Annotated in this window: 9 protein-coding genes; 3 read left to right on the top strand and 6 right to left on the bottom strand. The window is 44.4% G+C overall.

The window, feature by feature from the left end; genetic code table 11:
* The first annotated feature begins 81 nt into the window (after nucleotides 1–81).
* Nucleotides 82–2880, top strand: coding sequence for a T9SS type A sorting domain-containing protein (locus IPO83_08245; protein ID MBK9731262.1), 2799 nt, complete (start codon nucleotides 82–84; stop codon nucleotides 2878–2880).
* A gap of 160 nt (nucleotides 2881–3040) precedes the next feature.
* Here IPO83_08245 and IPO83_08240 read toward each other — a convergent pair whose 3' ends face one another.
* Nucleotides 3041–3559, bottom strand: a complete 519-nt coding sequence (locus tag IPO83_08240; protein MBK9731261.1) for a DUF1905 domain-containing protein — start codon at nucleotides 3557–3559, stop codon at nucleotides 3041–3043.
* Nucleotides 3560–3737: 178 nt separating this feature from the next.
* Here IPO83_08240 and IPO83_08235 point away from each other — a divergent pair, with 178 nt between their 5' ends.
* A complete protein-coding gene (locus IPO83_08235; protein ID MBK9731260.1) occupies nucleotides 3738–4391 on the top strand; it encodes a sulfotransferase family protein in 654 nt (217 codons plus the stop codon).
* A gap of 409 nt (nucleotides 4392–4800) precedes the next feature.
* Here the strand turns inward: IPO83_08235 and IPO83_08230 are convergent, their stop codons facing one another.
* Complete coding sequence (locus tag IPO83_08230; GenBank protein ID MBK9731259.1) at nucleotides 4801–6774, bottom strand: T9SS type A sorting domain-containing protein; 1974 nt, start codon at nucleotides 6772–6774, stop codon at nucleotides 4801–4803.
* 133 nt (nucleotides 6775–6907) lie between these two features.
* Complete coding sequence (locus tag IPO83_08225) at nucleotides 6908–7723, bottom strand: class II glutamine amidotransferase (GenBank protein ID MBK9731258.1); 816 nt, start codon at nucleotides 7721–7723, stop codon at nucleotides 6908–6910.
* A gap of 226 nt (nucleotides 7724–7949) precedes the next feature.
* Here IPO83_08225 and IPO83_08220 point away from each other — a divergent pair, with 226 nt between their 5' ends.
* Nucleotides 7950–10784, top strand: a complete 2835-nt coding sequence (locus IPO83_08220; protein ID MBK9731257.1) for a 2-oxoglutarate dehydrogenase E1 component — start codon at nucleotides 7950–7952, stop codon at nucleotides 10782–10784.
* Between the two features lie 6 nt (nucleotides 10785–10790).
* Here IPO83_08220 and IPO83_08215 read toward each other — a convergent pair whose 3' ends face one another.
* From IPO83_08215 to IPO83_08205, 3 genes are all read right to left on the bottom strand, one after another.
* Nucleotides 10791–11738, bottom strand: coding sequence for an FAD-dependent oxidoreductase (locus IPO83_08215; protein MBK9731256.1), 948 nt, complete (start codon nucleotides 11736–11738; stop codon nucleotides 10791–10793).
* Nucleotides 11739–11903: 165 nt separating this feature from the next.
* A complete protein-coding gene (locus tag IPO83_08210) occupies nucleotides 11904–13379 on the bottom strand; it encodes an aminotransferase class V-fold PLP-dependent enzyme (protein ID MBK9731255.1) in 1476 nt (491 codons plus the stop codon).
* A gap of 104 nt (nucleotides 13380–13483) precedes the next feature.
* Nucleotides 13484–14098, bottom strand: a complete 615-nt coding sequence (locus tag IPO83_08205; GenBank protein ID MBK9731254.1) for a PorT family protein — start codon at nucleotides 14096–14098, stop codon at nucleotides 13484–13486.
* Nucleotides 14099–14255: the final 157 nt, after the last annotated feature.

Genomic DNA, 14255 nt, shown 5'->3' with positions numbered 1-14255 from the left:
ACCTGAACCATTCACATCAACATTAGTATAGTCCTCCATTAACCATACACAATAGCAACTTTTTCAATAAATAATAATTCAATGATCAATCAATATACACTTCTTGGAAGGCAGATTGCCGCAATTACCACTTTGCCGTTTTCATCCTATAGTAAAATGACGCTGTTTTTTTGTGCAAGTTTTCTTTCCTCCTTTTCAATTTCTTTTGGTCAGTCGGTACCGGTGAAAGAATGGGACAAAAGTTTCGGTGGTGCAAAGCATGATGAGATGTACACCATCATTCAAACGAACGACGGCGGTTACCTGCTTGGCGGTGATTCCGATTCTCCGATAGGTGGTGAAAAGTCTCAAGGTACGCAGGGACTCAACGATTTTTGGGTCGTAAAGACAGATGCATCAGGCAACAAAGAATGGGATAAACGTTTTGGCGGAAACTCCAAAGAAGAAATGTTTACACTGCTGCAAACCCCTGATAACGGTTACATTCTTGGTGGCTGGTCGATGTCGAATATTAACGGCGATCAGACACAGGCAAGCCGCGGCAGCAGTGACTATTGGATTGTTAAAATTGATGAAAATGGTAACAAGCTCTGGGACAAACGTTATGGCGGACCCGGTGAAGATGAATTAAGGTCTATGGCACCAACAAGCGATGGAGGATTCATCTTTGCGGGAGAATCAACTTCCGGTATCGGAGGCGAGAAGACAGGAACCAATCGCGGAGGATATGATGTATGGATCGTAAAAGCGGACGGTGATGGCAACCTGCAGTGGGAGGCATCTTATGGCGGTGTTTTAGACGACCGGTTAAATGCTATTCAGCAAACGGCAGATGGCGGTTATATTATTGGTTCATGGACTATTTCCCCTGCAGGATTTGATGTAACACAATCGGGCAGAGGTTCCACCGACATGTGGCTTATCAAGACTGATGTAAATGGCGTGAAGCAATGGGACGGCCGATATGGTGGTAACGATAATGAATATTTATATGCATTAGATCAGACAAATGACGGTGGATTTGTATTAGGCGGATATACACGTTCGAATGTAAGCGGGGAAGTTACAATACCTGGTAAGGGTGGTTTTGATTTTTGGATTGTTAAAACGGATGCCAATGGCGTAAAACAATGGGACAAACGTTACGGAGGAACAAAGGATGAAAAAGGAAAATCAATTTACACCACCACTGATGGCGGATTTATTATGGGAGGATGGTCTGAATCAGACATCAATGAAGATAAAACGCAGAACACAAAAGGATCGGTTGATTATTGGGTAATGAAAATGGATATGAATGGCAATAAGCTCTGGGATCTTGATTTTGGCGCCAACAATGAAGAGCGGTTGCATGATATTCCTCAGACCAGTGATGGAGGTTTTATTATTGGTGGTCACTCCTATTCAGGCAAAGGAGGTGATAAAACACAACCAAATTTTGGCATCGATGATTTTTGGATTGTTAAACTTTCCGGTACCGCTGCTAACGACACTTTTTATGCAGATACTGATGGCGACGGATTTGGAAATGTTGCTGCAGATACGATTGCTTTAATTGCACCAGCAGGTTTTGTAAGCAACAGCACGGACTGTAACGATGCTGATGCTGCGATTAATCCTGATGCGATTGAAAAATGTAACGCGAATATCGACGACAACTGTAACGGACTTGCCGATGATTCAGACCTTACTGTAACAGGTCAGATCAGTTATTATATTGACAACGATCTGGATTCCTTTGGGTCAGGTATGGCATTGCATGCCTGCATTCAACCAGAAGGTACCGCTTTGGAAAACGACGATTGTAATAACAACAATGCTGCGATTTATCCTGGTGCAGTTGAAATATGTAATGCCGGTGTGGATGACAACTGTGATGGATTGTCAGATGATGCTGATCCGTCCATTACCGGACAAGGAACTTATTATACTGATAACGATCAGGATGCATATGGAACCGGCGAAATCATTCTTGCTTGTGTGCAACCTGCCGGAACTGCTGTGTCTGCCGGCGACTGCAACGATGGCAATGCAGCTATTAATCCCGGCGCATTTGATCTTTGCAATGGCATTGATGACAATTGTGACACTGTTACCGATGAGAATCCAATGGCTGTACCCATTGTAGAGCCCTCAGGCACTATTAATGCCTGCACCGGCGTGGAGGTGATATTAACCACCGCTTTAAGTTCTTCTTTAACCTATCAATGGTACAGGAATGTTACACCACAGGAAGGTGCAACCAACAATACTTTTTCAACCACTAAGTCAGGCAGTTTCCTCGTGAAGGTAAGCACCATTCCGGGGTGCGAAGCATCCTCAGCATTCACGATTATTAACCGTTTCAATTTCCCTAATGCGAAGATTACAGCACTTGGCAATCTGAATATTTGCGAAACAGGTTCGGTAGATCTGCAGGCAAATTCAGGAACAGGCCTTTCCTATCAATGGATAAAGGGCAGCAAGCTTGTAGATGGTGCCACCAATATAATTTATACCGCTACCGCGAAAGGCAACTATAAAGTTACGGTAACGAATGAAGCAGGCTGTAGTAAGACATCCGGCACTACCAAGGTCACGAAAGCCTGCAAAGAAGCAACACCACTTGATGTTGCCGCTGAAGGTTCCATGTCCATCTATCCGAATCCTGCAGATAATCATATGGTGATTGATCTTAAACTTCAACAGGCACTCAACGAAGAAGCAACTATTGAATTGATAGATCTGTTGGGACGTGTTGTGCAATCAACGAAAACAATGGTGGCTGATGGTAGTTTACAATATGATTTACTGCTCAATAGCAAAATAGTGGCAGGTACATATCTGGTAAAAGTAATCATCAGTGATCAGTTGCTGGTGAAGACGGTGGTGGTAAAGTAGAACAAATTGTTACATTGTTAAATGGCTAAATGGTAGCGGCGAAGCCGGTGAAAATTCCGACTCACGCACCTGATTATTCAGTGGGGCAACTTGCTAAAAGATTGAATACAATTAACCCGCGTATAAAACAGCAATGAATGTATAAGCTGCATTGGCTTTACTAAAGCAGTTCATCACGCTCTTTCTTTAGTGCGCGCATCATTTCTGAAAAACTTTGCTTACGGAGAAAGGCATTGATGGCCTGCGCAATTCGCTTTTCTTTAGTAGGTGCTGCCCTTGCTTCTTCAATCCATTTAGAATAGTAATGCTGATGAGAAGGAGCCAAGGTTTTGAAATAACTCATGGCATCCGGATCATCCGCAAGACAACTCATGAGTGCAGGTGAAAGACGCAAAGGTTTTTCATCCACTTCTAATTGCACCCTCAGCTTTTCACCTTTGCGCACACCGAGTTGCTTTCGCATGGTTCCATTCAACGGCAGAATAAAATTACCGTTGCCCATCGGAAGCAATGCCGCCTGCTTAATAGCATACTCATTCAGCTTGCCTTTTACACGGAATGATTTCTTATTACCGGGTTTCAGTTTGCCTGCTTTGGCAGCAGGAATTTCAATATACGTCCAACCGGTTTTTTCACCTTGCTGATCAAACTTTAATACGATGGCCGTGAATTGAATCATCTTGTTTTGCTGCAAATTTTAGCAATACAATCGGGTCGTGCAAGTGGTGGGGAATTGTTGCATTGTTAAATGGCTAAATGGTTGCGGCGAAGCAGGAGAACAACCTCATCAAACAATCAAAACGTATAAATTTCACATCTTAAATTATTACCTTGTAAAAACATTCTACGTACGCAACATGTCACTAAAAATTATCGGTACCGGCCTTGGGCGCACCGGAACACATTCTCTGAAACTGGCACTCGAAGAACTCGGTTTTTCAAAATGCTATCACATGGAAAACCTGATGGAGCAACCTGATGATATTTATTACTGGGAAGATGCAAGGGCAGGGAAACCTGTGGATTGGGATACACTGTTTACCGGTTATCAGGCAGCAGTAGACATTCCTGCTTTTATTTATCACAAGGAGTTGCTTCAGAAATATCCTGACGCAAAAATGATTCACACCACGCGTGATCCGGAAAGCTGGTATAAAAGTTTCGGTGACACCATCATCAGAGCAACCCGTCCTTCTTTCGGACGCATCCTCGGCATGATGGTGAGAATGCCTTTCTCACCAAAGCTTCGCGGACAACTGCGTGTATTTAAGTTCGCGGGTAAATTTATGAAAACCCTTTTCCCTGCCGGTTTTGATAACAAAGAAAAAACCATTGCAGCATTTCATGAATGGAACCGCAATGTGCTTGCTTCCATTCCGAAAGAAAAAATACTGGTGTTTGATGCCAGGCAGGGTTGGGAGCCGTTGTGTCGGTTTTTAAATGTGCCGGTTCCGGATAAACCTTTTCCGCATTCAAATACTACAGTGGATTTCAATAGCAGGAAGATTTGAACACGTAACAATTCCGGTTATGCTACTCAACCCGGACGTTTTGCTGAGAAAGCATTTTTTTAATTTGAATGACTTCACTATTTCCAAAGTTAATTTTATTTCTTCTCAGCCATGGACTTCGCTTCCATCTTGTCCACTACATTTCCTCCATTTGGTTTTTCCCGCAAAGAAGCAAAACACGCAAAGTTAAATGCCCTTCTTTCCTTTGCGACGCTACGACGCTGCGAGCGTCACTTTTTTAAACATTTTGGTAGTGAATTCAGTCCTGTGATCAGTAAACAAACCGTGGTGATCTGTCTTTGTATTTTGCTAATCGTTAAGATAGCCTGAACAGTTATTTTAATAATGTGTCATGCGCCTCTTCTATCCAAATGTCAGATGCTCCTGATAAAAGAGCGCTTGAAAGCGATTAAAATTTCACCATGCGCAACTCCTCCGGTTTGTTTCCCATCGTATAATGGAGCAAATAAATTCCAGCCTTTAAATCCTCCGCATTAATTATGGTAGCACCCTCCATTGTTTCCTGACGATACACTTCTTTCCCCATTACATCATATACTATCAGCAGCCCACCGGTTTTTGTGCCCTGGATCGTAAGCTCATTATTGAACGGATTGGGATAGGCAGTGATCGCAAGCGGGTCTGTTCTGAAATCAACTGCTTCAATGTTTGAATACGAATGCTGACCATCATAATCAGTTTGTTTCAGCCGGTAATAATTAATGCCTGCACCAGGATGTTCATCGGTGAAGAAATAATTCAGGATCTCTTTTGAAGTGCCCGCGCCGTTTACGTCACCGATGCTTTCGAAGTCAATGGCATTGCTGCTTCTTTCCAGAGAAAAATAATCGTTGTTGACTTCAGAGGCCGTGCTCCATGCTAACAATACTTCTTTGGATTGCTGCTTTGCCGTAAATGAAAAAAGTTCAATCGGCAGTGTGAGGCACGTATTCATGAGAATAGAAACCGTGCTGCCACTGTTGGTAACGGCAATATCAGGACGCCCGTCACCATCAAAATCATCAATGCCCAAATCGTAGGAAATGCCGGCGGATAGGTCAACCCTGGTGGCAAAGGAGATAGCGCCTGACGCACTTGTGTTTTTAAATACACTGGTTTTATTCAGTGTATAATTTCCAACCGCGATATCCGGCTTGCCATCTCCGTCGAGGTCACCAAAGGCAACACCATAGTGCGTCATGGTGCCGGCCATGGTAGCGAAATCCTGTTTGGTGGCGAATGAAATTGTTCCGGGCAATGACGTATTGCGATAAACGGCCAGTGTGGCAACATCACGGTTTACCACTGCAATATCTGCCTTGCCATCACCATCAAGGTCGCCGATGTGCACGAAATACGGAACGGTGCCCGGCGCAAAATCCTGACGTGTTGCAAAAGAAATCGCTCCGGGCGAACTGGTATTCCTGAACACCGACATCGTATTGCTGGTGAAAGCCGTAATCACCACATCAGGTTTTCCATCGCCATCCAAATCACCCACATCAATTTTATGTGGTTGTGAAGTAGTGGTAAAACTTACACCGGCGGCAAAAGAAATATTTCCAACACCGCTACTTGTATTTCTTAAAACCCAAAGACAGTTGCCGGACCAATGCACAGAAAGCAGATCCGGTTTACCATCACCATCAATGTCAATCACTTTGTTTCCGTTTCCCTGTCCGGATGATGCGGTGAAATCAACCCGTGTGGCAAAAGAGATTGCGCCGGGCGTGCTGGTGTTGCGATAGACAGAAACAAAAGTGCCGCCGCCATTGCCTCCCAATGCAACATCCGGTTTGCCGTCGCCATCAAAATCACCGATGGAAACTTCATTAGGTTGTCCGCCCGAAGCCCACGGAAAAGTAACCTTCGCAGCAAACGAAATGGTGCCGGGCGTGCTGGTGTTCCTGGTGACCGCTAGTACATTGTTGAAATAATCAGGAATGATCAGGTCGGGCTTTCCGTCAAGATCCATGTCGCAGATTTCGACATTCTGTGAACCACCTTGTACTACTACCGCCGCCGCAAACGTGGAGGCCGTGCTGCACAGTGTAGTCACATTAAACGGTTTCGCGGAATACGCGGTGAGGTTGGTGCTGAGATTTGTAACCGTGATATACTGATAGTTGACACCGTATGGAACAGTTACCGTAAGCGACGTGGCTGTTGCAGCCGATACACTTGCCATCGTTGCGCCGAAGAATACAATGTTGCTGGTAGTAGTGGTATTGAATCCTGTGCCCGTGATGGTAACGGTGGTGCCCACAGAACCTGACGTTGGGGAAAAGGAACTGATCGTTTGTGCATTCAACCTGAAACCACACAGCATGACAACAAGTAGCAATACCATGCTTTTCAAAAAAGCAGTATGGATTGTTGTCATGATTTTTACTTTAAATACTGCAACAAAATTAATCCGGAGCGTAGTGTGAAATACTGATGAATGTCATGGTTTGAGATAGGGTTGGGGCGATAAGCCGTAAGGACTTTCAATCGGATTGAACGCCATCATTTAATCAATGCTCAAATGCACTTGATTTAATTTCCCCGTTGCTGATGACTACCTGTGAATTTTCGGGAAGGAGATCCCATTCTTCCTGGTAGTTGCCAATGGGTTCGGAGACGAGACAGGAAGCGAAGTCGCCGAGTTTTCTTTCTATGGCCGGATTCAACTGTTTGAGTTCTTCCACGCTGGGGCTTATGTACAAGGTGGGTCCTTTCCCATTGCTTCCATAACGGAATCCCCAGAGTGTTTTACCGTCGGAAATACCGAGCGTCATCCACACGGCTTCTTCCACGCCCTGTTTTTTGGCAGTGGACTCCACCACCCGCACCATTTTTGAAATGGCACCCACAGTATCTGTCTCCAATCCGTAAGTGAGCGCGAGGTGAAACATCAGCTCCGAATCAGTAGTGCCTAAAATGTTTTCAAAATATTTTTCACCCACCATTGCCATCAAAGCCTGCCGGATCTTCCCAAATTCCGCAATCTGACCATTGTGCAAAAACAACCATTGCTTATAGCGGAAAGGATGACAGTTGGTTTCCTGAATAGTGGCGAGTGACGTAGCACGCACATGCGCCATGAACAACGGCGATTCAATGTGCGCTGCCAGATCAAGCAGGTTGGTATCGTTCCAGGCAGGACGAATGCTGCGGAAGAGTCCGGGAAAAGGTTGCTTGTCGTACCAGCCCATGCCAAAGCCATCGCCGTTGGTGGGAGTACGTGGTGCCCGTGCATGCAAACTCTGATGGATGAGATTGTCTTTGGGCTTGATGATCAGATCACCCATCAGTATCGGAGCTCCGGTGTATGCCAGCCATCTGCACATGATTCGGAAAGTTACTGATTAATTTGTCCATTAAGGAATCAGGCATTGCTAAAGCAACCGGCAATTGATGAAAAATAGTTTGAAAAGATAATTTAGCTGTAGGGAACAATGGTAATTTGAAACCACCGCACAGGATCTTTTACTTTTAAAATCACCTTGTGAAATTCAATCTGTCATGCAAGGTATTCTTCGGCGAAACAGGTACTTTTGCTACCCTTTTACAACTATGAACAACTTCTCCTACATTTCCAATGCCGAGCCGGCATATATTGAATCGCTTTACGAGGATTTCAAAAAAGATCCCTCCACTGTTGAGGTGGAATGGAAAAAATTTTTCGAAGGATTTGACTTCGCCGTAAGCAATTTTTCTTCGAATGGAAATACTGCTGTTGCAGAAGTGTTGACAGCGCAACCGTTGGAAAGCAAGACTGCCGCTGAAACTCTTTCTTCAGCGCAAAAAGAAATTCCTGTTCCTGCCGCGTCACCATCAGCAAGTGCCGCCACAGATATGGCCCGTGAGTTCGGTGTGTACCAGCTCATCAATGCCTACCGTGAAAAAGCACATTTGATCAGCAATACCAATCCGATCCGCAAACGGAAAGACCGCCACGCCAACCTTGAACTTCATTTTTTCGGATTGTCTGATGCTGACCTGCAACAGGAATATTTTGCCGGAGAATTTATCGGGCTTGGTAAAACCACCTTGCAAAAGATACTTGATCAATTGCAGAAAATTTACTGCCGCTCCATCGGCATCGAATACACTTACCTCGTTGAACCGGATGAACTCAAGTGGCTGAAAGAAAGATTTGAAAGCGGCTATGCCAACCTGCGTTTTTCACCCGATCAGAAAAAAAGAATCCTGGAGAAACTGAATGATGCCGTGGTGTTTGAAAAATTTCTGGGTACAAAATATGTAGGCCAGAAACGGTTTTCACTGGAAGGTGGTGAAACAACTATTGCGGCATTGGATGCCATCATCAATAAAGCGGCTGCTTCAGGAGTGCATGAAATCACGATGGGAATGGCACATCGCGGAAGACTGAATGTGCTGGCCAACATCATGGGAAAAACGTATGAAAATATTTTTAATGAATTTGAAGGCAATGTAAATCCCGACACTACGATGGGCGACGGTGATGTGAAATATCATCTCGGTTATTCTTCCGAAGTCGACACCACCGCGGGAAAGAAAATTTATTTAAAACTTTCTCCGAATCCATCCCACCTCGAAGCGGTAAATCCGGTGGTGAGCGGATTTACGCGTGCCAAAGCGGATACGCTGTATGGCGGAGAATATGATTCTATCATGCCGGTAATCATTCATGGTGATGCCGCAGTGGCAGGACAAGGGGTGGTGTATGAATGTTTGCAGATGTCGTTACTGAATGGCTATTCTACGGGCGGATCCGTACACTTCGTGATCAACAACCAGATTGGATTCACTACCGACTTCGATGATGCGCGCACTTCAAACTATTGCACCAGTTATGCGGCAACGGTAATGGCGCCGGTGATGCATGTGAATGGCGATGATCCGGAAGCAGTGGTGTTTGCCGTAGAGCTGGCCGTTGAATACCGGCAACGCTTCAACAAAGATATTTTTGTTGACATGGTGTGCTACCGCCGGTATGGACACAATGAAGGTGATGATCCAAAATTCACGCAACCAAAAATGTATGAGGCTATTTCAAAACATCAGAATCCGCGGGAAGTGTATACAAAAATACTGATGGACCGTGGTGATATTGATGCTGAGATGGCGAAGGAAATGGACAAGAGTTTCTGGAAGCAACTGCAGGATCGTTTGGATTTTGTGAAGCAAAACCCATTGCCGTATACTTACCAGGAACCGGAATTGGCCTGGAAAAAACTGCGCAAATCGAAGCCGGAAGATTTTGATGCTTCACCTGAAACTGCTGTAACAGCAGAAACACTTTCGTTGATTGCAAAAAAGATCACACATATTCCGGAAGGATTTGATCCGTTGAAAAAGATTGAACAAATTTTACAACGGGGCAAAGATTTTTTTGACAAGGATCATAAAATTGACTGGGCCTGGGGAGAGCTGATGGCGTACGCTTCTTTATTGCTCGAAGGTCATGATGTACGGCTCAGCGGACAAGATACCATCCGTGGCACGTTTTCACATCGTCATGCAATAATTTATGATGAAACAAATAACAAAGGTTACAACCGGTTAAGTGAATTGAATGAAAAGCAGGGAAAATTCATGATCTATAATTCGCTGCTTTCTGAATTTGCAGTGTTGGGTTTTGAATTCGGTTATGCATTGGCGAATCCGCAAACGCTTACCATCTGGGAAGCACAATTCGGTGATTTCAGCAATGGCGCGCAAACGATTATTGATCAGTTCATTATTGCTTCCGAAAGCAAATGGCAACGCATGAGCGGGCTCACGATGTTGCTGCCACATGGTTATGAAGGGCAGGGACCGGAACACTCGAGCGCACGGCTGGAAAGATTTCTGCAGCAATCGGCAGAATACAACATGGCGGTGGTAAATATTTCAACACCTGCTAATTTCTTTCATGCGTTGCGCCGGCAGTTGTACCGGCCATTCCGCAAGCCGTTGATTGTAATGAGTCCGAAGAGTTTGCTGCGCCATCCGAAATGTGTGAGTGACTGGAGTGAAATGACGAAAGGCGGATTTCGTGAATTGATAGACGATGCAACAATTACCGATGCAGGCAAAGTGCGCCGTGTATTGCTATGCTCCGGAAAAATTTATTACGATTTGCTGGAAAGACAGGAAAAAGAAAAGCGCGATGATATTGCTATTGTGCGCATTGAACAACTGGCGCCGCTACCTCAAAAACAATTAGATGCTATTACTGCAAAATATAAACCGGCCCGTTTCATCTGGGTGCAGGAAGAACCTTACAATATGGGCGCTTATGCATTTCTGAAAATGAACTGGAAGAATACAGAGTTGTTCGGCATCACGCGAAAAGCAAGCGCATCACCCGCCACCGGCTTTTCGAAATTGCATGCAAAGGAGCAGTTGGAAATTATTGATAAGGCGTTTGAAAAGGGATAATGTTATTTATCTCTGCATCCTTTCAAGCAGCTTTACTACTTCCTCCGCGCATCCCCACGAAACAGTAAATCCTGATCCGCCATGTCCGTAATTGTGAATGAGTGATTTATCCTTTTCAATTTCCACACGCATATCTGCACGAAAAGGACGCAAACCGGCCCAGCTATCTATGAGTGTGGCTGATTGCAAGTGCGGTTCGAGGGCCATGCAGCGTTCAAGAACTTTTTGAAGCATTGCCGGTTCAGTAACTTCTTCCGCACAATTCATTTCATAAGTTCCGCCACAGATACAACCATCGTCACGGTACACAATGTAGGTTGGTGAAAAATCTTCCAGTATAATCCGGTGCAGGTTTTCTGTTTTCAATAATGCGATTTGTCCGCGGACAGGAATTAGCTGTTCATCATTTGCCAATTCACGGGATGCCAGGCCCGTGCAATTGATAACAATGGTTGCGTTATCCATCAATTCATTGAGTGATGTAATGGAGTGCTGCATAATTTTTCCGCCACCCGAAATGAATGCATCCAATAAATAAGGCAGATACAGCGGTGTTTCAATCAATGGAACCTGAATGTACCAGCCACTGTCAAAGCCACCACGCAGTTCTTCTTTCCGCAAGGGTCGAAATCTTTCTGCACGCAATGTTGTCCTGATGCGCTGTTCAATGTCATTTACTTCATTTCCAAGTTTAATAATGGGTGCCATATGAACACCACTGCTTTCCACTTCGGCAAGTGCTTCAAATTTTTTATAGGAAAACATGCTCCAGTCAAGTATCTGTTCACTGTCGCGCACATGATAAGGAAACCAGAAAGCAGCGGCTTTGTTAGAAGTAGTTTGTTGCGGTAAATCACGCGTTATGATTTTTACGCGGTATCCTTCTTCCAACAATCGAATGCCGGTTGTTAGTCCGATCACTCCGCAGCCCGCGATGGTGATATTTTTTTTCATGATAAGAAAATCTGTTAAAAATATATTTCGACTTGCCCTTCGACAGGCTCAGGGTACACCTTCGACAGGCTCAGGGTACACCTTCGACAAGTGCAGGGAACGGCCAATGCTCCCTGAGCCATTCGAAGGGCATGATGACCGCTCAGAAATTATCAAACATTCATTTCATTTTTTTTCTTCTACTAAATCATCTCCCAATTCAATCACCTTATTGATCAGCACATCAAAATCTTCTCTTTGTGTTCTGTGATTGGTGTTGGCCACACGCAGTGCATATTTTCCATGCAACACTGTATAAGAAGGAACCGCAACACCACTTTCATGCAATCGAAGCAGCAATTCTTTGTTCAACGCATTCAACTGCTCCTCATTTTTTGAAGCAATGATATAGCGAAAGCAGAGTATGTTCATAGGCGCCGGCGCAAGTAATTCCAGCTTTTTGTTTGCCACTACCAACGCTTTGAGGTATTGCACCTGTTCCACATTCTGCGTCACCAGTCTGCCGAATTTTTTAATGCCATGTTCCTTCATGCTCATCCAGATCTTCAGTGCTTTAAATCCGCGTGAAAGCTCTACTCCATAATCACTGAACCAGATGTCGCCGGCAGCAACACCACGATCTTCATGCGCCAGGTAATCAGCATGCATGGAGAAGGTCTGATAATGCTGCATTCCTTTTCTTACCAATATGCAACCGGCTTCATACGGAATATACATCCACTTGTGTAAATCGAATGCGATGGAATCAGCACGCTCCATTCCTTTTATAACATGATGATATTTTTCGGATAGCGCCAGCATCGCGCCAATGGCACCATCCACATGAAACCATAGATTTTCTTTTTCACAGATGTCAGCAATGGCATTCAGATCATCCACTGCGCCCGTATTAACCGTGACAGCATTTCCAACAATACAAAACGGTTGCATTCCCGACTCACGATCTTTTTTAATTTGAACAGCAAGCGCATCCAGATCCATTTCATACTGATCATTCACCGGAATCAACCGAAGCGAATCACTTCCCAATCCCAATAACTCGACTGCCTTATTTGTACAGTTATGCACTTCTGAAGATGCATACACCAGCATTCTTTTCTTCGAACCATAAACTCCTTCCTTTCTCAAATCAAAATCCGCCTTTACAAACCGTGCTACTGTAATACCAATGAGGTTGGCCATCGATCCGCCGCTGACCACCAGCCCGCTTGCTGCATCTGGAAATCCAAAAAGTTTTTTGAACCAGTTGATCACCTGCGTCTCCACCCGGCCACCCATCTGATTTCCGCCACCCTGATTAAGATTGATCCCAGATGCAAGCATGTCGGCGAGCATTGCAGAAGAAGATCCATTTCCCATCACCCAACCCCAAAAACGCGGGTGAATATTCCCGGTAGGAAACGGAAGGATGTATTGTTTGAATTCATCGTACACCTTTTCAAGTGCCATACCATCGAACGGAATGCCGGCATTAAAATGTTGTTTGGCCCGTTCAGAAGGTGGTTGCCAGGTTGCACGGTCGCGGACTGTTTGCAGAAACTGCATCATATCGTTTACCATTTCAACACCCAGCGCTTTATTGGCCGACCAATCTGAAGGATCGAGTGTTTCTTCAGTGTAAGTTAAAGAGTCGCGTTGCATACCGCTTTATTTTGTGCAACGTAAAAATATTGATATTCAGGAGGAGACAAAAAAAAGGATGCACGTTAACACGCACACCCTTGCAGATTGAAATAAATATTCTGTCAGAAGCCGAAGAGCAAGCCGGCATTCAAGGAAAGATTACCATTGTGGTTTTTGGTATCATCGAATTCACTTTGTGTAACATCTGATAATCCCTGGTAGTAGGTGACGTCAGTATTCAACCAGAGTTTTTCAATCAACCTGATGTTCAAACCTAAACCACCATGCACCCCTGCATCAAAACTATTGGTGAGGTCTTTAACATCGGTGCCTTCGGATTTGGATGCAAGTAATACACCAATGGTGGGGCCGAGAAATATTTTAGGACGAATGGCATGACCATATTCACCAAAGAAATAGATGAGGCGAAAAGGAAGACGGATATAGCTGGTGTTCCAATCAGTCACCGTTTTTACATTGTTAGATTCCGTTTGGATGGAAGTGCCTTCCATCGAATATTTTAAATCTGCGCCCAGGCCCAAATGTGATTCAGTAGAATAAACGAAGGAAGCTCCTATATTAAATCCGCCATGAAAAGTATGCATGGTTGAATCCGGTAAATCGCCACTGATCCAGGAATGCTGAAAACCAACTGAAGGACCTATAGAAATATTTTGCGCATTTGCGCCGGTAATGAAAGCAAGTAAGGCAAAGGTGATGGTGATGATAAATTTCATTTTTGATTTGTTTAGTGAGTAATAACTGCTGCTCACTTTACAAAGCAAGTGCCATCGCTAAAATGATTGTAACTACATTAAATGTTCAGTATTCAGCATTCAGATGCATGATTCGTATAAAAAACACTGAGCAAATTATACTCAGGTTGAGGAGAAT

The sequence above is a fragment of the Chitinophagaceae bacterium genome (assembly GCA_016717285.1).
GTDB lineage: Bacteria > Bacteroidota > Bacteroidia > Chitinophagales > UBA10324 > JACCZZ01.
This window is presented reverse-complemented; position numbering and strand designations above follow the sequence as displayed.